This is a genomic window from Streptomyces sp. NPDC005962 (genome assembly GCF_040629205.1).
Lineage (GTDB): Bacteria > Actinomycetota > Actinomycetes > Streptomycetales > Streptomycetaceae > Streptomyces.
Genome location: NZ_JBEXVE010000005.1, coordinates 13,177 through 35,493 on the forward strand (window position 1 = coordinate 13,177; position 22,317 = coordinate 35,493).

Genomic DNA, 22,317 nt, shown 5'->3' on the forward strand with positions numbered 1-22,317 from the left:
GCGACACTCCTCCAGCGGGAACGGAGGGTGGCCGTGCCGGAGCCGCACGCGCGCCCACCCCATCGTTCACTCCTCATCTGGAGCGTTTGACATGAACGCCACGCGTCTTCGTCGTCTGCCGGTTCTCGGCGGCCTCACCGCGGGTGCCCTGGTGCTGCTCGCCGCGGGCCCCGCCTTCGCGCACGTCACCGTGCAGCCGGAGCAGGCCGAGAAGGGCGGCTACAGCACCGTCGACTTCAAGGTGCCCAACGAGCGGGACGACTCCTCGACCGTCAAGGTCGAGGTCAACCTGCCCACCGACCATCCGCTCGCCTCCGTGATGCCCGAGGCGGTGCCCGGCTGGGACGTGAAGGTCACCAAGTCCAAGCTCGCCAAGCCCATCGAGACCGACGACGGCAAGGTGACCGAGGCGGTCACCAAGATCACCTGGACCGGCGGCAAGATCGAGCCGGGCATGTTCCAGCAGTTCCCGGTCTCGGTCGGCCCGCTCCCCAAGGACGCCGACCAGCTCGCATTCAAGGCGCTCCAGACGTACGACGACAAGCAGGTCGCGCGCTGGATCGAGGAGCCCGAGAAGGGCGCGCCCGAGCCCGAGAACCCGGCGCCGGTCCTCAAGCTCACCGACGCGGCCGAGGGCTCGGACGGGCACGGCAACGGCTCGGCGAGCGCGGGCGCGGGCGACGCCAAGGGTACGAAGGCCACGGCGTCCGGCGACACGGCGAAGACCGCCTCGGCGTCGGATGACGACAGCACCGACACCACCGCACGGGTGCTGGGCATCGTAGGCATCGTCATCGGCGCCGCCGGAGTCACCTTCGGGGTGCTCGCGGGCCGCCGCCGCTCCGCCTGACCAGCCGGAACCCCGCGTGACGGCACGGCGTGACCGCGCGTCCCGACCGGGCGCCGCGGTCACGCCGGGCGGCGGGCCCCCGGGTCCCCGCCGCCGTCACGCACCACCGATCCGACGATCTCTTTTGGAGAACAGCTCCATGCGCACCAAGATTCTGGTCCCCGTCCTCGTCGCCACCGCCGCGCTCACCCTCACCGCCTGCGGCGGTTCCGGCGACGGCGGGGACAAGGGGGACAACAGCGCCGCCAGCGTCTCGGGCGGCCGGAAGACGGGACAGGCGATCGTCCTGAACGGCGACGCCAAGACCAAGCCCGACCTCGTCCTCACCGACACCGAGGGCAAGAAGTACGACCTGCTCAAGGAGACCAAGGGCCACCCGACCCTGGTCTTCTTCGGCTATACCCACTGCCCGGACGTCTGCCCGCTGACCATGAGCAACCTCGGCATCGCCGTGTCCAAGCTGTCCAAGGCCGAGCGGGAGAAGCTGCGGGTCGTGATGGTCACCACCGACCCGGAGCGCGACACCCCGCAGCGGATGCGCAAGTGGCTGGACGCCCAGGGCGGCAAGGACTTCGTCGGGCTGACCGGCGACTTCAACACCATCCAGGCCGGAGCCAAGCCGCTCGGCATCTTCATCGAGAAGCCGAAGAAGGAGAAGGACGGCAGCGTCACCGTCAACCACGGCGCCCAGGTGATGGGCTTCTCGCCCAAGGACGACAAGGGGCACTGGATCTACACCACGTCGACCTCGCCCCAGCAGTACGCCAAGGACCTTCCGAAGATCATCAAGGGGGAGAACCCGTGACCGCCCGGCACCGGGCCGCCGCCGCGGCCGCACTCGCCCTCGGACTGACCGGCGCGCTCACCGCCTGCGGCGGCGACGACGGCGGCAGCGGGGACCGCCCCGACCTGTCCGTCGGCGGCGCGTACATCCCGCGGCCCGCGATGGCCGACATGGCGGCGGGCTTCCTGACCGTGACGAACAAGGGGGGCGGCGCCGACAAGCTGACGTCCATCACCACCCCGCTCGCCCGCGACGTCACCCTGCACACCACCAAGGGCACCCAGATGAAGCAGGTCAGCTCGCTCGACGTGCCCGCGGACGGCGAACTGAGGCTGAGCAGCGGGGGCGATCATCTGATGCTGACAAAACTGGCCCACAAGCCGAAGGTCGGTGAGAAGGTCGAATTCACCCTGCACTTCGCCACGTCCGACCCCATCAAGATCAAAGTCCCGGTCGAGCCGATGACGTACCGTCCCAAGGACTGACAGCCGATGCCCTCGCTGACCTTCCCGACCGCCAGGACCGGGACCGACGCCCGGATCTCCGTCACCGCCCGGCGGCTGCTGTCGGTCCTCGGCACGCTGCTCGCCGCGCTGCTGTGCGCGCTGAGCTTCGGCGCCGGGCCCGCGTCCGCGCACGCGGCGCTCACCTCCACCAGCCCCGGCGAGGGCGCGGTGGTGAAGTCCGCGCCGGGGGACGTCGCGCTCACCTTCACGGAGGGCGTGCTGCTCGGCCGGGACGCGGTGCGCGTCCTGGACCCCAAGGGCAAGCGCGTGGACGCCGGGAAGGCCGCGCACGTGGACGGCAAGGCGTCGACCGCGACGGTCGCGCTGCGCTCCGGGCTGCCCAAGGGCACGTACACGGTGGCGTGGAAGGCGGTCTCGGAGGACAGCCACCCGGTGAGCGGCGCGTTCACCTTCTCCATCGGCGCCCCGTCCAAGACGTCGGTCAAGGCGCCGACGGGCGAGAGCGGCGACAGCACGGTCACGACGCTGTACGGCATCGGGCGGTACGCGGCCTACGGCGGGTTCGCGGCGCTGGTCGGCGCCTGCGTGTTCGCCGGGGTGTGCCGGTCCTCCCGCCCGGTCCGGAAGATCGCCGTCGGCGGCTGGGCGACGCTCTTCGGGGCCACCCTGGCGCTGTTGCTGCTGCGCGGCCCGTACGCCAACGCCGAGGGGCTCGGCAAGGTCCTCGACCTCGGCGGGCTCGGCGATGTCCTCGACACCAAGCCGGGCGCGGCGCTGCTGTCCCGGCTGCTGCTGCTCGGCGTAGCGGCGATCTTCCTGGCCGTGCTCTTCGGCTCGTACACCCGCCATACCGAGGCGGCGGAGGAAGACGCCAAGCGCCGCCATGACCTCGCCTTCGGGCTGGGCTTCGGCGGCGTCGTCGTCACGGTGGGCCTCGCCGCGACCTGGGCGATGGCCGAGCACGCCTCGGTCGGCATCCAGCGGCAGCTGGCCATGCCGGTCGACGTGATCCACCTGGTCGCGGTCGGGGTGTGGCTGGGCGGTCTGGCCTCGCTCGCGGTGACGCTCCGCGCGGGCGTGCCGATCGAGCGGGCGGCCGTGCTCCGCTTCTCGCGGCTCGCCTTCGGCTCCGTCGTCGCCCTGGTCCTCACCGGGCTGTACCAGTCGTGGCGGCAGGTCGGCTCCTGGAAGGCGCTGACCGGCACCGATTACGGGCGCTGGCTGCTGATCAAGGTGGCCCTGGTGGCGGTGCTCGTCGGCATCGCCGCCTTCTCGCGCCGCTGGACGAGCCGTCTTACGGACGTCACGGCGACGGGGGGCGAGGGCGAGCGTACTGAGAATGCGCGGGTGACGGCGGAGGCGGGAGCCCGGACCGGGGCCAGGGCGGTGGTGAAGGCCGGGCAGCCGGTCGGTACGGGCGCCTCCGGGGCCGGTACCGGCGAGAGTTCCGATGAGGACTCCGCGTCCGCTGACGAGGCCGGGGCCGAGGACGGGGACGGGGACGGGGACGGGGACGGGGCCGGGGACGAGGCCGCTGACGGGGCCGGGGACGACCCCGTGCGCACCGCCCAGCTCGCCCGTCAGCGCGCGGCCAAGGACAAGACCGCCGCCCGGCGGGAGCGCGACGCCGATCCGCAGCGCAGCGGACTGCGCCGCTCCGTGATCGCCGAGACCGTCGTGGCCGCCGTGCTGCTCGCGGTGACCACCATGCTGAGCGGCACCCAGCCGGGCCGGGCGGAGACCGGGAAGCCCACGGCAGTCGCCGCGGACCCCGGGGCGCTGAACGTCGATCCGGTGAGCGTGGCGATCCCGTACGACACCGGTCCCAAGAGCGGCCGCGGCAAGGCCATCGTCATGCTCGACCCGGCGCTGCCCGGCGACAACGCCCTCAACGTCTTCATCAGCGACTTCGCCGACCGCCCGATCGACGTGCCCGAGGTGAAGGTCTCCCTGACCCTCAAGCAGAAGGGCCTGGGCCCGCTGTCGATCCCCCTCAAGCACCGCTCCACCGGACACTGGAGCGCCCAGAGCGTGCAGCTCCCCATGGCCGGGAAGTGGCTGCTCTCCCTGACCGTACGGACCTCCGACATCGACCAGGTGACGGAGACCAGGAACGTGAAGATCGCGCAATGAGCACATCGCAAGTCCCGAAAGCCCCCGAAACCACTCAGGATCAGCAGAGCCCCTCGTCCGGGGTGTCCCGGCGCCGTCTGCTGGGCTCGGCCGGCGCCGCGGGCGCCGCCGGGCTCGTCGCCGGCGGGGCGGCGGGCGCGTACGCCGCGGAGGCGACGCGTGACACGCCCCGGCCGCTCAGCTCGGTCGGTTCGACGGCCGTCTCCTTCTATGGCAAGCGCCAGGCGGGGATCACCACCCCGCTGCAGGCCCACGGCCAGCTCGTCGCCTTCGATCTGGCGCCCGGTGCGAACCGTAAGAAGGCCGCCGCGCTGCTGCGCCGGTGGTCGAGGACGGCGCGCGAGCTGACCGAGGGCAAGGCGCCGCCGGACGACACCGGCATCGCGCTCGACGCCGGACCGTCGTCCCTCACGGTCACCTTCGGCTTCGGCCGCTCCTTCTTCGCCAAGGCGGGCCTGGCGGACCAGCTCCCGGAGGCTCTCGCCCCGCTCCCCGACTTCGCCTCGGACGCACTCGACGCGAAGCGCAGCAACGGCGATCTGTGGGTCCAGATCGGCGCCGACGACGGACTCGTCGCCTTCCACGCGCTGCGCGCGCTCCAGCGGGAGGCCGGGGACACCGCCCGGCTGCGCTGGCAGATGAACGGCTTCAACCGCACCCCCGGAGCCACCGGCCACCCCATGACCGTGCGCAATCTGATGGGCCAGGTCGACGGGACGAACAACCCCAAGCCGGAGGAGTCGGACTTCAACCGGCGGATCTTCGTACCGGACAAGGGGGAACCGGCCTGGATGGCGGGCGGTTCGTACGCCGTGGTGCGCCGTATCCGGATGCTGCTCGACTCCTGGGACAACCTGTCCCTGGAGCGGCAGGAGAAGGTCGTCGGCCGCCGCAAGTCGGACGGGGCCCCGCTGTCCGGCGGCACCGAGACGACCCCGGTGCGGCTCGACAAGCTGGGCCCGGACGGCGGCCTGGCCATCGGGGGCGCCGCCCACGTACGGGTCGCGGCCCCCGAGTCGAACCAGGGCGCGGCCATGCTGCGCCGCCCGTTCTCGTACCACGACGGCTTCCGCGAGGACGGGGCGCCGGACGCGGGACTGCTGTTCATCGCCTGGCAGGCGGACCCGATGAAGGGGTTCGTCCCGGTACAGCGGAAGCTGGACCTCGGGGACGATCTGTCCCGGTTCCTGCGGCACGAGGCGAGCGCACTCTTCGCGGTGCCGGGCGGCTGCGCCCCGGACGGTTACGTGGGTCAGGCACTCTTGGAAGGGTGAGCACGGGATGAACCTCCTCGCCCCCGGCCGCCGCTGGGTATCGTGGCGGCTCTCATACGATTACAGGGAGCCACCGTGATGTCGGCCAGCCACTATGCCTACCTCGGCCCCGAGGGCACCTTCACCGAGGCCGCGCTGCGGTCCTTGCCGGAGGCTGCCACCCGCGAGCTGGTCCCGATGGTCTCGGTGCCCGCGGCGCTGGACTCCGTGCGCGGCGGTACGGCGGCTGCCGCGCTGGTGCCCATCGAGAACTCGGTCGAGGGCGGGGTCACCGCGACCCTCGACGAGCTGGCCACCGGCGAACCGCTGACGATCTACCGCGAGGTGCTGCTCCCGATCAGCTTCGCGCTGCTGGCGCGGCCGGACACCACGATCGCGGACGTCAAGACGGTGACCGGGCACCCGGTGTCCCAGCCGCAGGTCCGCAACTGGCTCGCGGCGAACCTGCCGGACGCCCTGTGGGAGTCGGCCGCCTCGAACGCGGACGGTGCGCGGCTGGTGCAGGAGGGGCGCTACGACGCGGCGTTCGCGGGCGTGTTCGCGGGGCCGAAGTACGGGCTGGAGCCGCTGGTCACCGACATCCACGACGCGCCCAACGCGATGACCCGCTTCGTACTGGCGGGCCGCCCGGCCCGGCCCGCCGCCCGGACCGGCGCGGACAAGACGTCCGTGGTGATCTGGCTCGGCGACGACCACCCGGGCGCGCTGCTGGAGCTGCTGCAGGAGTTCTCGGCGCGCGGCGTCAACCTGATGCGGATCGAGTCGCGCCCGACCGGCGAGGGCATCGGCCGCTACTGCTTCTCGATCGACTGCGAGGGGCACATCACCGACCGGCGGGTGGGGTCGGCCCTGATGGGGCTGAAGCGGGTCTGTCCGAAGGTGCGTTTCCTGGGTTCGTACCCGCGCGCGGGCGTGGACGCGGCGGACCTGGCCCCGCTGCGCGACGGCACCTCGGACGAGGCGTTCGCGGAGGCGGCGGAGTGGCTGGCCCGCTGCCAGGACGGGCGCGGCTGAGCGGAGACACCGGGCCCGTCAACCACGGGCCCGGGCGGCCGCCGCGGAAAGTTATCCACAGGCTCGGCTCCACGCTGGGGACAAGTCGACAACGCCAACCCGGCAATGTCGACACATCACCACAGTCACCTCATCGGCTCACATCACCGGACATTGCACATTCGTCACCGCAATTCCAATGATCCGCTCTTTGGAGTGAGGGATTCTTCTCCCAAAGAGTGTGTGAACGCGGTTCGATAGGGGGATCTATCGCCGAGCACTCGGCGGACTAAACGATCACCGCGACATCCACAGATCTCACACACAGGCTGTGGATAACTCGCGAGTATCCCAACAGCCCTGTGGACAACCAACCGCCAACTCGCCCCACACACAGGGGAAGCCGGTCATCTCTTTGCCCCTTTTCGGGGAATGCGCACACATTCCTTGACGGCGGTCCACACAGGAATTCCCCGGTTTTCCCACAGCCATAAACAGGGGCAAATAGGGGCACACCGGAATATCGCGTCGAGCCCCCGAGGTCACACCGGTAACCTGGGGGGGTGATTGACCTTCGCCTGCTCCGTGAGGACCCCGACCGTGTGCGCGCCTCCCAGCGCGCCCGTGGAGAAGACGTCGACCTCGTCGACGCGCTCCTGGCAGCCGACGAGCGGCGCAGGTCCTCCAGCGTCCGCTTCGACGAACTCCGCGCCGAACAGAAGGGGCTCGGCAAGCTCATCCCCAAGGCATCCGGGGACGAGAAGGCCGAGCTGCTGAAGAAGGCCGGTGAGCTCTCCGCCGCGGTCAAGGCGGCCGACGCCGAGCAGCACGCGGCGGCCGACGAGACCCAGGACCTGCTGCGCCGGCTGGGCAACCTGGTCCACCCGGACGTCCCCATCGGCGGCGAGGACGACTTCACCGTCCTGGAGACGGTCGGCACCCCGCGCGACTTCGCGGCCGAGGGCCTCACCCCCAAGGACCACCTGGAGCTGGGCGAGCTGCTCGGCGCGATCGACACCGAGCGCGGCGCCAAGGTCTCCGGCTCGCGCTTCTACTACCTGACGGGCGTCGGCGCGCTGCTGGAGCTCGCGCTGGTGAACGCGGCGATGGCGCAGGCCGGCGCGGCGGGCTTCACCCCGGTGCTCACCCCGGCGCTGGTCAAGCCGAAGGCCATGGAGGGCACCGGCTTCCTGGGCCAGGCCGCGGAGGACGTCTACCACCTGGACAAGGACGACCTCTACCTGGTCGGCACCTCCGAGGTCCCGCTGGCCGCGTACCACATGGACGAGATCCTGGACGCGGAGCAGCTGCCCCGGCGCTACGCGGGCTTCTCCTCCTGCTTCCGCCGCGAGGCCGGGTCGTACGGCAAGGACACCCGGGGCATCTTCCGGGTGCACCAGTTCGACAAGGTCGAGATGTTCGTCTACACGACGCCGGAGGAGGCCGAGGCCGAGCACCAGCGGCTGCTGGAGTGGGAGAAGCAGTGGCTGACCTCGCTGGAGCTGCCGTTCCGGGTGGTCGACCTGGCCTCGGGTGACCTGGGCTCGTCCGCGACGCGGAAGTTCGACTGCGAGGCGTGGATTCCGACCCAGGGGAAGTACCGCGAGCTGACCTCGACGTCCAACACCACCGAGTTCCAGTCGCGGCGGCTGTCGATCCGGATGCGCGAGGGCAAGAAGGTCCGTCCGCTGGCCACGCTGAACGGCACGCTGTGCGCGGTCACCCGGACCATCGTCGCGATCCTGGAGAACCACCAGCAGGCCGACGGTTCGGTGCGGGTGCCCGAGGTGCTGCGGCCGTTCCTGGGCGGCCGCGAGGTCCTGGCACCGGTCGCCCGGTGAGCGCCGGCACCCTTCCGTATCGCCTGGTCGCGACGGATCTCGACGGCACCCTGCTCCGTCCCGACCACACCGTCTCGGCCCGTACCCGCGCCGCGCTCGCCGCGGCCACCGCGGCCGGTGCCGCCCATATCGTCGTCACCGGGCGCACCGTCCCGGTGGCCCGGCACATACTGGACGACCTCGGCTACGAGGGGCTCGCGGTGTGCGGCCAGGGCGCGCAGCTCTACCACGCGGGCGAGCACCGGCTGCTGACCTCCGTCACGCTGGACCGCAAGGTGGCCATGCTGGCGCTGGAGAAGATCGAGGCCGAGACGGGTCCGCTGCTGCTGGCCGCGGCCCGCGACGGCCTCGACGGCGAGGTGCTGTTCGGCCCGGGGTACCGGGTGGGGCACGGGGAGCTGCCGGTCAGCTCCTTCAGCGACCCGGACGAGGTGTGGTCCGCGCCCATCAGCAAGCTCTACATCCAGCACGCCGAGCTGGGCGACGACGCCCTCGCGGACGCCGCGCGGAACGCCGCCGGGGGTCTGGTCGGGGTGACGATGGCGGGCGCGGGGCTGGTGGAACTGCTGCCGCTGGGGCTGACCAAGGCCACGGGGCTCTCGCTGGCCGCCCGCAGGCTGAAGATGACGGCCGCGGACACCATCGCGTTCGGCGACATGCCCAACGACATCCCGATGTTCGGCTGGGCGAAGCACGGGGTCGCGATGGCCAACGCGCACGACGACCTGAAGGCCGCCGCCGACGAGATCACCGCCTCCAACGAGGAGGACGGCATCGCGGTGGTGCTGGAGCGGCTCCTCGGCTGAAGCCGGTGAGCGGATGACGCCGGACGACACGGACGACACGACGACGGGGCGGCCCACGGCGGGCCGCCCCGTCGTCGTGCGGGGTCAGCCCAGGTTCTTCACGGCCTGGTAGTACGTCCACGCGGTGCCGTCGCAGGTGGTCTTCTTCGCACCGGTGTAGGCGGTGCACACCCGCTTGAGGTCCTCGTAGAAGGCGCTGTCGATACGGGCCTTGTTGGCGTCGAAAATGCCGAGCGCCTTGTGGTTGCGGTACCCGAAGTCATGCCGGGCGCACGAGGTCTGGAAGGGGAAGCCGAAGGGGTTGTCGGGCGAGCTGCTGCAGTAGTCGGTGGACCAGTCGAACCCGTACGCGGCCCACGCGGCCTGGTTGTTACGGGCCGCGAGCCAGGCGTTGTAGCTGCCGGAGCTGGTCTGGGTCCAGTTCGCGAGCACCTGCGCCTTGTCGGCGGGGGCGGCCTGGGCGGGGGCGGCCAGGGCGACGGTGGCGGCCGCGGTGACGGCGGTGGCGGCAAGACTCGTGGCAAGACGACGCATTTCGGTTCCCTCCGTTGGTTGCTGACGGCAGCTCAAACCGCCCGCGCGAGGCGCGGGTTGCGGGGCGGTGTGAGGTGGCGCACATCCAGAGTTCGGCAGGTTCCTGACAAGCGTCAAGATCTAGACGGGCGTATGGATGAACAGACTTCAACCAACGGAGGTTCGGAGCTTCCTCCAAGTGGGCGAGGAGAACGGCCAGTTCAGGAGGGAGGGAGGGCAGGGCAGGGCGGCTCGTACTTCCGGGACCGACTCCGTCCGTCAACACGGCGGAGTCGCGTAACCGTCCTGCGGTCGGATCGTTGTTCTAGATGACGCGTGATGCGCGGAGGCAACGCGGGCTTGAAGCTTCGGCCGGGCGACGGATCGACGGACAGCGATGTCACGGCGGTTGGGTCCGAATGAGGTAGGCAGCCTCCGCTCCTGGTCCCTGGATACGGGCGGCCAATCGCCCCTGGCTTGTGGGGCACGCCATCACCCGTATCCACACCGGAAGGCACACCCATGCCACCCGAGACCGCACTGCTGGAGTCGCGCACGCTGCGCGACAGCGTGATCGAACGGACCGACGTCCTCGACATGGTCAAGATCCTGGCCATGCTCCCCGACGGGGTTCACGTCACCACGCGCATCGTCGCGATGTACTTCGAGGTTGGGGAAGAAGCCATCAAAAGCCTGGCCAAGCGACACCGGGAGGAGTTCCACAGCAACGGGATGCACACACTCCGAGGCTCTGACCTGCAAATCTTTGAAAGGTCCAACTTGGACCTTTCAGATTCGAGTTATCCACAGGGGCGCGCCCACCTCACCCTCTACCCCCGGCGCGCGGTGCTCAACGTGGCCATGCTGCTGCGGGACAGTGATATCGCCAGGCGGGTACGGACGTATCTGCTCGACGTCGAGGAGCGCACCCGGGCGGGGCAGGAATCCGGGTCGGGGCGGCTTCCGCTCGAACAGATCCTCACCGAGCGGCTGCTGGAGGGGCCGATCGGTGCCCGGCTCGGTGCCGTCGAATCGCGTCTGGCCGATGTCGGCTCCGCGCTGCGGGAGCTGACCCCGTGGCTGGCCAGGATGTCGGCCCGGCTGGACGGTATGGACCAGCGGCTCGACGCGCACGGCCGGGTGATCTGCGCCATGAGCGAGCGGCTCTGCGACCTCGGCGAGGACATGAAGGAGGTCCGCCGCGATGTCGCCCGGCTCAAGGCCGCGGCGGAACCGGGGCGTCCGGCGCGGGGCAAGGGGCGGCGTCGGCGGTAGCCGTCTGATCGGCGGGTCGGCACCCGCCCGCGGGACGCGTACGACGCGTCCGCGGGCGGGTTGCCGCTTCGGGCCCGCAAGATTTAGGTGGCATAGGCATCTAAGTTGTAGGATGACTGGGCAACCGGTTGACTTGAGGGGAGCCACAGCACATGGCCTTGCGTGCCGCCGGACGGCAGTCGCTCGTCGACACCGTCGTGGAGCAGCTGCGCGCGCAGCTCACCGAGGGCGAGTGGAGGGTCGGCGACCGCGTCCCGACCGAGCACGCGCTCGCCGAGCAGCTCCAGGTCGGCCGGAACACGGTCCGCGAGGCGGTGCGCGTCCTCGCGCACGCCGGAATGCTTCAGTCCAGGCAGGGCGAGGGCACCTTCGTGGTCTCCACCACCGACCCGGCCGAGGTCATGCGGGACGTACGGCGCGCCGGTATCCGGGACGTGCTGGAGCTGCGCATCGCGCTGGAGGCCGAGGGCGCCCGGCTCGCCGCGCTGCGGCATCGCCCCGCCGACCTGGAGCGGATGCGTGCGGCGCTGGCCTCGCAGGCGGCCTTCGGGGACGCCGAGGGGCAGCCGGAGTCCGGCAGCCATGAGCTGTACGCGGCGCATGACGTCGCGTTCCACACCGCCGTGGTCGACGCCGCGCACAACGCCGCGCTGAGCGCCACGTACGGCTGGTTCAGCAGCTCGGTGCGCGAGGCGCTGGTGGCCTCGCTCGGCGACCGCGAGATGCCGCGCGTCGTGCCCAGCGACCACCACGCCGTCATCGACGCCATCGCGTCGGGCGACCCCGCGGCCGCCGAGGACGCGGCGCGGGCGCTGCTGGAGACGCCGAAGCGCGCCGTCGAGCTGCTGCTCGGCGCGAACTGATCCGCCCCCACACCCTGTACCACCGAACGGAGTTGTCCTTGTCCGGTCCGCCCACCCCCGGCCCCGAGGCCGAGCCGCTGCTCGTCGACGCCGAGACGGATCTGCGGCCGACCCCGGAGGTGACCGCCGCCCGGCGCGGGCTGCGCGCCCGTCCGGCGCTCGTCCTGGTCGGCATCGTGCTGGCGTCCCTCAACATGCGCGCCTCGCTCGCCGGGGTCTCCCCGCTGCTCGGCGAGATCAGCGGCGACTTCGGGCTGAGCGCGACCACGGGCAGCCTGGTGACCACCATTCCGCTGGTCTTCATGGGCCTGGCCTCGCCGCTCGCGCCACGGCTGGCCCGGCGCTGGGGCACCGAGACCGTGCTGCTGGCGGCGCTGGTGCTGCTGGGCGGCGGGGTACTGCTGCGCGTCGCTCCGCCGCTGGTCGCTCTGTTCGCCGGCAGCGCCCTGGTCGGCAGCGGGATCGCGCTGCTCAACGTGCTGATGCCGGGCCTGATCAAGCGGGACTTCCCGGACCGGGCGGCGGCGATGACCGCCCTCTACACGACCGCGATGATCGCCGGAGCGACCACCTCCGCCGCGGCCGCCGTCCCGCTGGAGAACGCGCTCGGCGGCTGGCGCGGCTCGCTCGCCTCCTGGTCGCTGCTGGCCGCGGTCGCGGCGCTGCTGTGGATACCGCAGGCGGTGCTCGCCCGGCGCGGTACCCACCACGGCCAGGCCGCGGCGACCCCGGCCCGCACCGGAAACGGGAGCGGGACAGGGAACGGAAACGCGACCGGGGGCGGCCGGGCGCTGTCCCGTTCGCCGCTGGCCTGGCAGGTGACGCTGTTCATGGGGCTGCAGTCGCTGATCGCGTACGTCACCGTCGCCTGGATGCCGACGATCCTCACCGACCACGGCATGGACAAGGCCACCGCCGGTCTGGTCTTCGCCTTCAGCACGCTGGTGCAGATGTCCGGTTCGTTCGTGGTGCCGCTGCTGGCCGGGCGGATGCGCGCGCAGCGGCTGCTCGCGGTCACGGTGGCCGGGCTGATGGCGGCCGGGATCGCCGGGCTGCTGGTGGCCCCGGTGCCCGGGGCCTGGGTCTGGGCGGCGCTGCTCGGTGTGGGGCAGGGCGGCTCGGTAGGGCTCGCGCTCACCATGATGGTGCTGCGGACCGGGGATGCCCACACCTCGGCGCGGCTCTCGGGGATGGCGCAGACCTGGGGTTATCTGCTGGCCGCTGTGGGCCCGCTGACGCTCGGCGCGGTGCACCAGGCCACCGGCGGCTGGACGCTGCCGATCACGCTGATGCTCGCGGTGTGCGCGGCGCTGGCGCTGCTGGGGCTGGGCGCCGGGCGCGACCGCAAGATCGCTTCCTGACGCGGGGCCCGACTGACGCGGGGCCCGACCAACGCGAGACCCGACGCGGGACCCGAGCACCTCGTTCACAGCTCGTCCGCAGGCGGCGGAGGGGAAACCGACAACTCCGGCCGTCACGCTCGCTGTCATCAGACACCGACGAGGATCGGAGGACGAGATGAACGGCGGGAAAGTGACAGCCGCGCGGTCGTGGCGGCGGGTGCTGCGGGCGCCGTGGATCGTGGCCGGTGCGGTCGCGACGGTACTGCTCGGCTCGTCCGCGACCGTGGCCTCCGCCCTCGACCAGGCCAACGCCGCCCCCGGACACACCGTGGCGGCGGTCGTCACGCCGACCGCCGCCACAGATGGGACCGGCCGCTTCGTCAATCGCTGGCGGCCGTGATCGCCGTACCCCCGGCGCTCACTCCTCCCCGGCGAGAGTGAGGGAGCGCATCTTGTGCCCGGCGTACCAGGTGGCGGCGCCGGTCACGGCGATCAGCAGGATGACGGAGGTGGTCAGGCCCACGTCCGAGGTGACCGCCTCGTCCGTGATCTTCTGGGCGATCGCCAGCGACCACTGCTGGACGCTGAGGGCCCGGGCCCCGGCCACCAGGCTGCCGAAGAACGCCTCCCAGACCAGGGCGTAGACCAGGCCGAACACCACCGCGTGCCGGGTGATGGTGCCCAGCAGCAGGAAGATGGCGCTGTACGCGACGGACGCCACGGCGGCGGCCACGGCGTAGCCGACCGCCAGATTGTGCGCGCCGCCGCTGAGGATGTAGCCCGCCAGCAGTGTGGGAACGGCGGAGAAGGCGGCCGTGACGCCGATCGCGACGATCAGCTTGGTGACGATGATCGTAGGCCGCTTCACCGGCTTGGCCAGCAGATAGATGACCGAGCCGTCGTCGATCTCCGGGCCGATCGCCCCGGTTCCGGCGATCACGCCGATCAGCGGGACCATGGTGGCGATCGCGAAGTCGCCCAGGATGGCGTTGGCGGTGGAATCGTCGACGCCGGTCAGCAGCCGTACGGCGAGCGAGATGGCCACCAGCAGCGCGGGCAGCAGGAAGAGGATCAACGCGCGGCGGCGGCCGAGCAGGGCTCGGTAGGTGAGCCGGGCGACGGTGGGGTGGTAGAGCGCGGGCATCGCAGGGACTCCTTTCAGGCCGCGACGAGGTAGGAGAACACGCTCTCCAGGGACTCGTCGGAGGGCGAGACCGTGAGGAGCCGGATGCCCTGTTCACGGGCGACACGGGGCAGCAGTTCGGTGAAGCGCGTGAAGTCGACGGCCTGGATATGCAGTCCGCCGTCCGCGCCGCCGCTCGCGTCCACCTGGATGCCGGTGGTCGACGGGTCGGCGATGAGGGCGGCGGCGAGCGCGCGGTCGTCGCTGGACCGTACGAGATAGCGGTGCGGACGGTCCGTCATCAACCGGCGGATCTTGCGGAAGTCGCCGGAGGCGGCGTGCCGTCCCGCGACGATCACCTCGATGTGCGCGGCCAGTTGCTCGACCTCCTCCAGGATGTGCGAGGAGAACAGCACCGTACGGCCCTCCGCGCCCATCCGCCGCAGCAGCTCCATCAGCTGCATCCGCTGGCGCGGGTCCATACCGTTGAACGGCTCGTCGAGGAGCAGCACCGACGGCTCGTGGACCAGGGCGGAGGCCATCTTCACGCGCTGGCGCATGCCCTTGCTGTACGTGGAGATCTTGCGCGCCCCGGCGTAGTCCATCTCGACGGTGTCGAGCGCCTTGCGGGCGGCGGCACGGGGGTCGGGCAGCCCGTGCAGTTCGGCGTTGGCGATGACGAACTCGCGGCCGGTGAGGAAGTCGTACATCCCCTCGCGCTCGGGAACGATGCCGATGTGGCGGTAGGCCTGCTCGTTGCGCCAGATCGTGGCGCCGTCGAGAGTGACGCTCCCGGTGGAGGGGGCCAGGAAGCCGCCCATCATGTTGATGAGGGTGGACTTTCCCGCGCCGTTGGGGCCGAGAAGGCCGGTGACCCCGGGGCCGATGGTCATGGTCACGTCGTTGACGGCCACGACGTTCCCGAACCAGCGCGAGACGTTGTCGATGGCGATCGTGGTCACAGCCCGACCTTTCGGTAGCGGCGCAGCAGCAGCCCGAACGAGCCGGCGATCAGGCCGAGGAGGACGAGGACGTAGACGGCGCCGGGCCCGGCCCCCGGGCCGAAGCCGCCGGGGAACGAGGAACTGGAGCCGAGGAACGCCGTCTGCACCCCGTCGATGATCGTGATCGGCGAGAACAGCCCGAGCCAGCGCACCGCGCCGGTGGAGTCCTGGGCGAACGCGATGGCCTGGACGGTGGACACCGCGCCGTAGGAGATGGTCAGGACGGCGATGACGGCGGCGACACCGAAGCCGCGCCGCGGCGTGGCCGCGGCGATGACCAGGCTGATGCCGGCGAAGAGGAGCGAGAGCAGACCCACGGAGACCAGTCCTTGCGCGAAGCCCTTCGTCTGGTCGGCGAAGTCGAGCTTGGCGAGCAGGGCCCCGGCGTAGAGGATCACCAGGGGCGAGGCGGTGAGCAGGAAGAGCGCGGAGGCCATGGCGCCGAACTTGGCCACCACGTAGTCCACCGTTTCGATGGGGCGCGAGAAGTACAGCGGGATCGTCTTGAAGCGCAGATCGCGGGAGACGGCCTGCGGCGCCTGGGCGGCGATGTACAGGCCGATGACCGCCTGGAGCATGACCGCGTAACGGGTGTACTTGACCGGGAGGTCCTTGAGGTCGGTGGCGATGGCGACCGAGACGATGATCGCGGCCGGCGCGCACATGACGGCGAACAGCAGCATCGGCGCGACCTTGGACTTCGCGGAGCGGCCGAGGCCGTAGGCGCCGCGCAGGGTCTGGACGAAGAGCGAGCGGCGGGCGTACGCACGGCCCAGCCGGGGGCCGTCGTAGTGGCGGTAGCCGATGTTGTGAATGACGTCGGCACGCTGCTGGGGCACGGTCTCAGACGGCATCGACGGCACCTCCGTTTCCCTTGCCTTCACTGTCGCTGCCGCTTTCGCTGTCGCTGCCGCTTTCGCTGTCGCTGCGGCTTTCGCTGCCGCTTTCACTGTCGGAGCTGAAGATCTCCGCGATGCGGTGGCGGCGCTGTTCCATGCGGACCAGGCCGAGGCCGAGACCGGCGATGGCGTCCCGGACCGTGTCGTACGTCTCCTCGCCCGCGACGTCCACGAGCAGCAGATGCTCGGAGGCGGGCGCGCCGTCCAGACCGCGGCGCGCGGGCGAGGCGGTGAGCCCGGCCCGGTCGAGGGCGGCGCGCAGCGCGGCGGTGCCGTCCGGGTGGGTGTCGGTGTCGGTGACCTCGACCGCGAGGGAGGCCGTCATCTGGGTGAAGTCGCTGGTGGAGCTGGAGCGCAGCAGCTTGCCGCCGTCGATGACGACCACGTGGTCGCAGGTGCGCTCCAGTTCACCGAGCAGATGCGAGGTGACCAGGACCGAGATGCCGAAGTCGGTGTGGATGCGGCGGATCAGACCCAGCATGTCGTCGCGGCCGACCGGGTCGAGGCCGTTCGTCGGCTCGTCCAGCAGGACCAGCTTCGGGTCGTGCACCAGCGCCTGGGCGAGCTTGACGCGCTGCTTCATACCGGTCGAATAGCCGCCGATGGGGCGATATCGCTCCTCGTACAGCCCGACATGGCGCAGGGTGTCGGCGGTGCGCTCGCGGGCGGCCGACGGCGGCAGACCGGACATGCGCGCCATGTGGACGACGAACTCCGTCGCCGACACATCGGGCGGCAGGCAGTCGTGCTCCGGCATGTAGCCCACGCTCTCGCGGATGGCGCTGCCGTCGGTGGCCACGTCGAGGCCGAGGACGGCGGCACGGCCCTCGCTGGCGGGGGACAGCCCGAGCAGGATCTTGATCAGAGTCGACTTGCCGGCGCCGTTCGCACCCACCAGGCCTGTGACGCCCGGTGTGATGTCGACGGACAGCCGGTCGAGCGCGGTAACCCTGGGGAACCGCTTGCTCAGGCTTTCGGTGGCGATCACAGTCACGTGTTCGACGGTAGTGGTGTGAGCCATAGTCCACGTCACCCCAGACGGCTGGATCTCCCTACTCCTCGGGTCTGACACGCCCGTAGGGGGGGAGGGGGTGCGTCCCGGGCCGTCACGCCCGCGCGGCGTCCGGGGCCGTCACGCCCGCGCGGCGTCCGGGGCGAGACGGGCCCGGGCGCGCTCGGGGTAGCGGGCGGTGAACAGGACGGGCAGCACGAACCCGGCGGCCTGCACCGCCAGCGGCACCCAGGTGTCCAGACCGGCCGCCACCGAGGCGGCCAGCGCCGCGGCGGTCAGGGTGAAGGCGACCGCCCAGACCGAGGTGATCACCACGTTGATCTTCCGGAACACCGTGGTGTGCCACACCTCGCGCGGCGCCTGCCGCCGGGCGATACCGGTGGTGAACGGGTGCCCGGCCGCGAGCGTCGCCCAGGCGGTGACGGCCAGCCAGCCCATCGACAGAGCGCCGCCGTACTCCTTGAGGCCGCTGTCGGGGCGGACGAAGGCGTACGCGGTCAGCACCGCGAAGAACAGCACCGTGCTGGCCTCCAGGATCAGGGCGTGCCCCTGACCGGCACGGAAAAACCCCTGCCGTGGGCCCCGGGCGTCAGTGGAGCCCGGGCGCGCCCCAGACCGGGAACCAGCGGCTCAGGTCCTGCTCGATCCGCAGATCGTCCCCGAGCAGCGCCCGCACCTGGAGTTCCAGCGCGTTGTCCCGCTTCTCGGTGGCGCCCGGCAGCGGTGCGAAGGGATAGAACGTCCCGCGCTTGTAGAGGTAGACGAGCGCGAGCGAACGCCCCGCCGCCTCCTGGAATCCGAGCAGCGAGCACAGCAGCTGCGGGCCGAACCCCCCGTCCTGGAGCAGCGTGTTGACCGCGTGCAGGTCGTTCACCAGGCCCGCCACGTCGTCCGGCGGCTGCTGGGCCAGCAGCCAGGTGTAGCCGTATCCGTCCCGGCTGAACTCCACGGGCACCCCGCCCCGGTCGGTGTCCGCGTCCAGCAGTTCCGTGACGTCCTGCTGGAGGCGGCCGAAGGCGCCGCCCTCGACGCTGGCGAAGCAGACCGACCCGAGCCCCGTCGGGGTGAACCCCGCGCCCGCCTCCAGGGTGACGGCGGCGGACGGCAGCCCGAAGAGCTGGTCGAGGTCGGGCCGTACGGGCTTGCTGCGGCCCAGGATGACGTCGAGGAATCCCATCGGCCCTCAGCCCCTCCCCGCCTGGCCCAGCTGGGCGGAGATGCGCCCGAGCTGGTCGAGCCGCCGCTCCAGTGTCGGATGCGAGGACAGCAGCGTGCCGAGGCTCTGTCCGGAGAGCGCCGGGGCGAAGAAGAAGGCGTTGAACGGCTCGACCTTGCGCAGATCGCGGGTCGGAATGCGGGCCATCTGGCCCGTCACCTTGGTGAGGGCGGCGGCGAGCGCCGAGGGACGGCCGGTCAGCAGGGCACCGGCCCGGTCGGCGGACAGCTCGCGGTAGCGGGACAGCAGCCGGGTCAGCAGAAAGCTGATCGCGTACACCACGGCGCTGATCAGTGGGATCAGCAGGACCGCGATGCCGACGTTGTTGTTGCGGCTGCTGCGGGACAGCCCGCCCCACAGGGCGGCCCGGGTCATGATGCCCGCCAGGACGCCGAGGAACGAGGCGATGGTCATGACCGCCACGTCGCGGTGCGCGACATGGGACAGCTCATGGGCGAGGACGCCCTCCAGCTCGTCCGGCTCCAGCCGCCGCAGCAGCCCCGTCGTCGCGCACACCAGCGCGTTCTTCTGGCTGCGGCCGGTCGCGAACGCGTTCGGCACATCGGTGTCGGCGATCGCCACCCGCGGCTTCGGCATATCGGCCAGCGCGCACAGCCGGTCCACCGCCCCGTGCAGCTCGGGCGCCTGCTGCGGGGTGACCTCCCGGGCGCCCATGCTGAACGCCGCGATCTTGTCGCTGAACCAGAACTGCGCGATGAACAGCCCGCCCGCGATGAGCAGGATCAGCGGCCAGGCACCGCGCAGCAGCGCGATCAGCACACCGACGAAGACCACGTAGAGCAGGCCGATGAAGAACATGGTCACGACCATGCGGGTGGTCAGCCCTCGGTCGGGGGCATAGCGGGTACGCGGCATGGGTGCCTCCACAGTCACTGCGGCAGCGGGAGCCTCTCTACCCGATTCTGCTCCTCATTCCGGCCTTCGGGGCATCCGCGGCGCCCACGGGATACATCGGCACATACCGGAAGACGGGGTCAGGGCTGCGCTCGGAGGGTGGGCTCAGAGATCGGCGACCCGCTCCGCACCCTCCGTGGCGATCTCCTCGAAGACACCCGGGTCGGCCGCGAAGACCGAGTCGGCGATCGGCCAGTGCAGCACGATCTCGTCGATGCCCAGCCGCGCGTGCTCGCCCGCGAAGTCGACGAACGCCTCCACCGAGCTGAGCGGACGGGTCCCGTCCGGGGTGAAGCCGGTGAGCAGGATCTTGTCCGGCGCGTCCGCCTCCCGCCCGGCGTCGGCGCACGCCTTGCCGAGCCGCTCGACCTGGCGGCCGATGGCGGCCAGCGAATCGGCGGGCGTGCCCGTCGCGAAGAGCTTCGGATCGCCCGTGGTCACCCACGCCTGCCCGTACCGCGCCGCGAGCCGCATGCCGCGCGGGCCGGTGGCCGCGACCGCGAACGGCAGCCGGGGGCGCTGCGCGCAGCCGGGGATGTTGCGCACCTCGCGCGCGCTGTAGTGCTCGCCCTCGTACGTCACCACGTCGTGCGTCAGCAGCCGGTCGAGCAGCTCGGTGAACTCGCCGAACCGGTCCGCCCGCTCCCGCGGCGTCCACGGCTCCTCCGCGCCGCGCAGCAGCGCCGTCGCGTCGAAGCCGGAGCCGCCCGCGCCGATGCCGAGCGTGACGCGCCCGCCGGAGATGTCGTCCAGCGAGATCAGCTCCTTGGCGAGCGTCACCGGGTGCCGGAAGTTGGGGGAGGTGACCAGCGTGCCCAGCCGCAGCCGGGACGTCGCCGCGGCGGCCGCCGTCAGCGTCGGCACCGCCCCGAACCAGGGCCCGTCGCGGAAGCTGCGCCAGGACAGGTGGTCATAGGTGTACGCCGCGTGGAAACCCAGCTCCTCGGCGCGCTGCCATAGCTCCCTGCCGCCGTCGGCCCAGCGGTGGACGGGCAGGATCACGGTGCTCACTCGCATGGCGTCGAGCCTAAGCGGTGCCACCGACAGCGGCGTCGCGAGGCCCGTACGGAACGCAGTCGAGCGCCCTTCCCGCACCGATGAGCGGCCCATGCGGGAGGATGGTTGCCGTGACCCCAGCGATCGAGCAGCCCGAGAACCCGGCCCCTGACCGTTCCGCCGCCGCCACACCCCGGCCCCGGCTGATCGCCACCGACCTCGACGGCACCCTGCTGCGGGACGACAAGACGGTCTCGGACCGCACCGTCGCGGCCCTCGCCGCGGCCGAGCGGGCGGGCATCGAGGTGTTCTTCGTCACCGGCCGCCCGGCCCGCTGGATGGACGTCGTCAGCGCCCATGTGCACGGTCACGGCCTGGCGATCTGCGCGAACGGCGCCGCCGTGGTCGACCTGCACCAGGGCGGCCTGCTGGTCGACGTCCGCCCGCTGGCCGCCGACCGGGCGCTGTCCGTCGTGGAGGCGCTGCGGCAGGCCGCCCCCGGTACGTCGTTCGCGGTCGAGCGCAGCGGCGGCATCTTCTACGAACCGGAGTACCCGCCGTTCCACCTCGACCCGGGTGCGGTCATCGCCCCCGCCGAGAAGCTGCTCGACGGCGGTTTCCCGCACGCCGACACCCCGGTCCTCAAGCTGCTCGCCCACCACAAGGAGCTGGCGCCGGACGCCTTCCTCCGGCTCGCGCGCACCGTCGCGGGCGACCACGGCGACTTCACCCGCTCCAGCCCGTCCGCCCTGCTGGAGGTCAGCGGGCTCGGGGTCAGCAAGGCGTCCACCCTGGCCCGGTGCTGCGCCGAGCGCGGCATCGCAGCGGACGAGGTCGTGGCGTTCGGCGACATGCCCAACGACCTGGAGATGCTGACCTGGGCGGGCACCTCGTACGCGATGGCCAACGCCCACCCGGATGTGCTCGCCGCGACGACGCACCGCGCCGGCGCCAACACCGAGGACGGCGTCGCCGCCGTCATCGAGCGGATTCTCGCCGGATAGCCGGACGACGACACGGAACCGCCCCCGGCACAGTGTGCCGGGGGCGGTCGTGTCCGACCGGGGTCGGTTTACCAGAAGACGACGGCGTACCCGTTGCCGCCCGCGGTGCCGTTGGTGCCCGTGGCACCCGGGGCGGTGCCGCCGCCGGCGCCGCCGCCGGCGCCGCCGTTGCCGCCCTGGCTGGTGTTGGTCGGGGGAAGCTCCACGATGCCGTCGACCGCGTCGCCGCCCTCACCGCCGTCGACGCCGTTCTCACCGTTCTCGCCGGTCCGGTTGACCACGTAGATGCTGTTGCAAGCACCGGTGCCTCCGGTGCCTCCGGCGCCCGACGTGCCCTGGGTCGCACCGGTCGCTCCACCGCCGCCGGCTCCACCGAGACCGCCGCCGGCGATGAGCTGGGGACCGAGGATGGAGGCCAGGCTCGTCGAGCCGCCGTTACCACCGGCCGTACCCGCGGTGCCGTTCGTGGTGCCACCGGGACCACCGGGGCCGGCGGTGCCGCCGGTGCCCAGGTCCACCGTGTAGGTGGCGAACGGCGTGACCGGAATGACGCACCAGGTGAAGCCGCCGGCCCCACCGCCACCGCCGGGGCCGCCCGCGGCGGCGCTGCTCCCGCCGCCACCGCCGCCGCCACCGCCGCCCGCGCCCCATGCCTGGATGTGCACCGAGGTGACTCCCGGGGGCGGCGTGAAGGTGCCGTCTGCGGTGAACTCCTGCACCCCGTGGATGATGGTCGGCGGCTTCGGAGGCTTGGGGTGGCCACCGCCCCCGGTCAGCGTCAGGTCATCCGCCTGGACAGGCGCCATGGTCAGCAGCTGGCTGGAAATGGCCGCCGCTGCCGCGACGGAGGCGAAGAAGACCCGGCGGCGCGTCCGGGATCGCTGAGGAGTAGGGCTCTGGCTGTTCACGTCATGACTTCCTTCCCCGCAAGAAGCTGTCGCGGAGTGTGAAGGGATACAAAGGGCCGGGCGGCCCGCGAGGCTCATCCCACCCGCGGGTTCGGCGC

The 22,317-nt window shown here is 71.6% G+C and carries 23 protein-coding genes; 13 read left to right on the forward strand and 10 right to left on the reverse strand.

Going from position 1 to position 22,317, the window contains the following annotated elements; genetic code table 11:
- Positions 1-91 precede the first annotated feature (91 nt).
- From ABZ370_RS10330 to ABZ370_RS10365, 8 genes are all read left to right on the forward strand, one after another.
- Entirely contained in the window at positions 92-850 is a 759-nt protein-coding gene (locus ABZ370_RS10330; protein WP_358618826.1) for a YcnI family protein, read from the forward strand.
- A 139-nt stretch (positions 851-989) separates the two neighbouring features.
- On the forward strand, positions 990-1,655 hold the full coding sequence (locus tag ABZ370_RS10335) for an SCO family protein (RefSeq protein ID WP_358618827.1): 666 nt from the start codon (positions 990-992) through the stop codon (positions 1,653-1,655).
- Positions 1,652-2,119, forward strand: coding sequence for a copper chaperone PCu(A)C (locus ABZ370_RS10340; protein ID WP_358618829.1), 468 nt, complete (start codon positions 1,652-1,654; stop codon positions 2,117-2,119). The genes ABZ370_RS10335 and ABZ370_RS10340 overlap by 4 nt, the downstream gene beginning before the upstream one ends.
- Before the next feature lie 6 nt (positions 2,120-2,125).
- Positions 2,126-4,234, forward strand: a complete 2,109-nt coding sequence (locus ABZ370_RS10345) for a copper resistance protein CopC (protein ID WP_358618830.1) — start codon at positions 2,126-2,128, stop codon at positions 4,232-4,234.
- Positions 4,231-5,508, forward strand: coding sequence for an iron uptake transporter deferrochelatase/peroxidase subunit (gene efeB / locus ABZ370_RS10350; RefSeq protein ID WP_358618832.1), 1,278 nt, complete (start codon positions 4,231-4,233; stop codon positions 5,506-5,508). Before ABZ370_RS10345 ends, efeB begins: the two co-directional genes overlap by 4 nt.
- Positions 5,509-5,586: 78 nt before the next feature.
- On the forward strand, positions 5,587-6,522 hold the full coding sequence (pheA, locus tag ABZ370_RS10355; protein WP_358618834.1) for a prephenate dehydratase: 936 nt from the start codon (positions 5,587-5,589) through the stop codon (positions 6,520-6,522).
- A gap of 542 nt (positions 6,523-7,064) precedes the next feature.
- A complete protein-coding gene (gene serS / locus ABZ370_RS10360; protein WP_358618836.1) occupies positions 7,065-8,342 on the forward strand; it encodes a serine--tRNA ligase in 1,278 nt (425 codons plus the stop codon).
- Positions 8,339-9,148, forward strand: a complete 810-nt coding sequence (locus ABZ370_RS10365; RefSeq protein ID WP_358618838.1) for an HAD family hydrolase — start codon at positions 8,339-8,341, stop codon at positions 9,146-9,148. The genes serS and ABZ370_RS10365 overlap by 4 nt, the downstream gene beginning before the upstream one ends.
- 84 nt (positions 9,149-9,232) lie before the next feature.
- Here the strand turns inward: ABZ370_RS10365 and ABZ370_RS10370 are convergent, their stop codons facing one another.
- On the reverse strand, positions 9,233-9,682 hold the full coding sequence (locus tag ABZ370_RS10370; RefSeq protein WP_358618840.1) for a phospholipase: 450 nt from the start codon (positions 9,680-9,682) through the stop codon (positions 9,233-9,235).
- A 501-nt stretch (positions 9,683-10,183) separates the two neighbouring features.
- Between ABZ370_RS10370 and ABZ370_RS10375 the strand changes: the two genes are divergently transcribed.
- From ABZ370_RS10375 to ABZ370_RS10390, 4 genes are all read left to right on the forward strand, one after another.
- A complete protein-coding gene (locus ABZ370_RS10375) occupies positions 10,184-10,936 on the forward strand; it encodes a hypothetical protein (protein WP_358618841.1) in 753 nt (250 codons plus the stop codon).
- 152 nt (positions 10,937-11,088) lie between these two features.
- On the forward strand, positions 11,089-11,799 hold the full coding sequence (locus ABZ370_RS10380) for a FadR/GntR family transcriptional regulator (RefSeq protein ID WP_358618843.1): 711 nt from the start codon (positions 11,089-11,091) through the stop codon (positions 11,797-11,799).
- Between the two features lie 38 nt (positions 11,800-11,837).
- Positions 11,838-13,160 (forward strand): MFS transporter, encoded by a 1,323-nt coding sequence (locus ABZ370_RS10385; protein ID WP_358618845.1) that lies wholly within the window; start codon positions 11,838-11,840, stop codon positions 13,158-13,160.
- Positions 13,161-13,317: 157 nt separating this feature from the next.
- The gene (locus tag ABZ370_RS10390) at positions 13,318-13,542 is read left to right on the forward strand and encodes a hypothetical protein (protein WP_358618846.1); all 225 of its coding nucleotides are present in this window, start codon (positions 13,318-13,320) and stop codon (positions 13,540-13,542) included.
- Positions 13,543-13,560: 18 nt separating this feature from the next.
- Here ABZ370_RS10390 and ABZ370_RS10395 read toward each other — a convergent pair whose 3' ends face one another.
- The 8 genes from ABZ370_RS10395 to ABZ370_RS10430 form a co-directional block, all read right to left on the reverse strand.
- Entirely contained in the window at positions 13,561-14,286 is a 726-nt protein-coding gene (locus ABZ370_RS10395) for an ABC transporter permease subunit (protein ID WP_358618847.1), read from the reverse strand.
- Between the two features lie 14 nt (positions 14,287-14,300).
- Positions 14,301-15,227 (reverse strand): ABC transporter ATP-binding protein, encoded by a 927-nt coding sequence (locus ABZ370_RS10400; protein ID WP_358618849.1) that lies wholly within the window; start codon positions 15,225-15,227, stop codon positions 14,301-14,303.
- Complete coding sequence (locus tag ABZ370_RS10405) at positions 15,224-16,123, reverse strand: ABC transporter permease subunit (protein WP_358618850.1); 900 nt, start codon at positions 16,121-16,123, stop codon at positions 15,224-15,226. The genes ABZ370_RS10400 and ABZ370_RS10405 overlap by 4 nt, the downstream gene beginning before the upstream one ends.
- On the reverse strand, positions 16,113-17,189 hold the full coding sequence (locus ABZ370_RS10410; RefSeq protein ID WP_358618852.1) for an ABC transporter ATP-binding protein: 1,077 nt from the start codon (positions 17,187-17,189) through the stop codon (positions 16,113-16,115). The genes ABZ370_RS10405 and ABZ370_RS10410 overlap by 11 nt, the downstream gene beginning before the upstream one ends.
- A 111-nt stretch (positions 17,190-17,300) precedes the next feature.
- Positions 17,301-17,699 carry a hypothetical protein gene (locus ABZ370_RS10415; RefSeq protein ID WP_358618854.1) on the reverse strand — a complete coding sequence of 133 codons (399 nt, stop codon included), beginning with the start codon at positions 17,697-17,699 and terminating at the stop codon, positions 17,301-17,303.
- A 70-nt stretch (positions 17,700-17,769) separates the two neighbouring features.
- Positions 17,770-18,357 (reverse strand): hypothetical protein, encoded by a 588-nt coding sequence (locus ABZ370_RS10420; RefSeq protein ID WP_358618856.1) that lies wholly within the window; start codon positions 18,355-18,357, stop codon positions 17,770-17,772.
- A 6-nt stretch (positions 18,358-18,363) separates the two neighbouring features.
- Positions 18,364-19,272: a zinc metalloprotease HtpX gene (gene htpX, locus ABZ370_RS10425; RefSeq protein ID WP_358618858.1), complete on the reverse strand. Its 909-nt coding sequence runs from the start codon at positions 19,270-19,272 to the stop codon at positions 18,364-18,366.
- Between the two features lie 144 nt (positions 19,273-19,416).
- Positions 19,417-20,328, reverse strand: coding sequence for an LLM class flavin-dependent oxidoreductase (locus tag ABZ370_RS10430; protein WP_358618860.1), 912 nt, complete (start codon positions 20,326-20,328; stop codon positions 19,417-19,419).
- 101 nt (positions 20,329-20,429) lie between these two features.
- Here ABZ370_RS10430 and ABZ370_RS10435 point away from each other — a divergent pair, with 101 nt between their 5' ends.
- The gene (locus tag ABZ370_RS10435) at positions 20,430-21,311 is read left to right on the forward strand and encodes a Cof-type HAD-IIB family hydrolase (protein ID WP_358618861.1); all 882 of its coding nucleotides are present in this window, start codon (positions 20,430-20,432) and stop codon (positions 21,309-21,311) included.
- Positions 21,312-21,379: 68 nt separating this feature from the next.
- On the opposite strand, the gene ABZ370_RS10440 is transcribed toward ABZ370_RS10435, so the two are convergent.
- A complete protein-coding gene (locus tag ABZ370_RS10440; protein ID WP_358618863.1) occupies positions 21,380-22,219 on the reverse strand; it encodes a hypothetical protein in 840 nt (279 codons plus the stop codon).
- Between the last annotated feature and the right edge of the window lie 98 nt (positions 22,220-22,317).

Excerpts from the sequence above, each read along its gene's own strand:
- ABZ370_RS10330 (WP_358618826.1), top strand. The coding sequence starts at position 92 with ATGAACGCCACGCGTCTTCGTCGTCTGCCGGTTCTCGGCGGCCTCACC.
- ABZ370_RS10335 (WP_358618827.1), top strand. The coding sequence starts at position 990 with ATGCGCACCAAGATTCTGGTCCCCGTCCTCGTCGCCACCGCCGCGCTC.
- ABZ370_RS10345 (WP_358618830.1), top strand. The coding sequence starts at position 2,126 with ATGCCCTCGCTGACCTTCCCGACCGCCAGGACCGGGACCGACGCCCGG.
- efeB (WP_358618832.1), top strand. The coding sequence starts at position 4,231 with ATGAGCACATCGCAAGTCCCGAAAGCCCCCGAAACCACTCAGGATCAG.
- pheA (WP_358618834.1), top strand. The coding sequence starts at position 5,587 with ATGTCGGCCAGCCACTATGCCTACCTCGGCCCCGAGGGCACCTTCACC.
- ABZ370_RS10370 (WP_358618840.1), bottom strand. The coding sequence starts at position 9,682 with ATGCGTCGTCTTGCCACGAGTCTTGCCGCCACCGCCGTCACCGCGGCC.
- ABZ370_RS10375 (WP_358618841.1), top strand. The coding sequence starts at position 10,184 with ATGCCACCCGAGACCGCACTGCTGGAGTCGCGCACGCTGCGCGACAGC.
- ABZ370_RS10380 (WP_358618843.1), top strand. The coding sequence starts at position 11,089 with ATGGCCTTGCGTGCCGCCGGACGGCAGTCGCTCGTCGACACCGTCGTG.
- ABZ370_RS10390 (WP_358618846.1), top strand. The coding sequence starts at position 13,318 with ATGAACGGCGGGAAAGTGACAGCCGCGCGGTCGTGGCGGCGGGTGCTG.
- ABZ370_RS10395 (WP_358618847.1), bottom strand. The coding sequence starts at position 14,286 with ATGCCCGCGCTCTACCACCCCACCGTCGCCCGGCTCACCTACCGAGCC.
- ABZ370_RS10405 (WP_358618850.1), bottom strand. The coding sequence starts at position 16,123 with ATGCCGTCTGAGACCGTGCCCCAGCAGCGTGCCGACGTCATTCACAAC.
- ABZ370_RS10410 (WP_358618852.1), bottom strand. The coding sequence starts at position 17,189 with ATGGCTCACACCACTACCGTCGAACACGTGACTGTGATCGCCACCGAA.
- ABZ370_RS10420 (WP_358618856.1), bottom strand. The coding sequence starts at position 18,357 with ATGGGATTCCTCGACGTCATCCTGGGCCGCAGCAAGCCCGTACGGCCC.
- htpX (WP_358618858.1), bottom strand. The coding sequence starts at position 19,272 with ATGCCGCGTACCCGCTATGCCCCCGACCGAGGGCTGACCACCCGCATG.
- ABZ370_RS10430 (WP_358618860.1), bottom strand. The coding sequence starts at position 20,328 with ATGCGAGTGAGCACCGTGATCCTGCCCGTCCACCGCTGGGCCGACGGC.
- ABZ370_RS10435 (WP_358618861.1), top strand. The coding sequence starts at position 20,430 with ATGGTTGCCGTGACCCCAGCGATCGAGCAGCCCGAGAACCCGGCCCCT.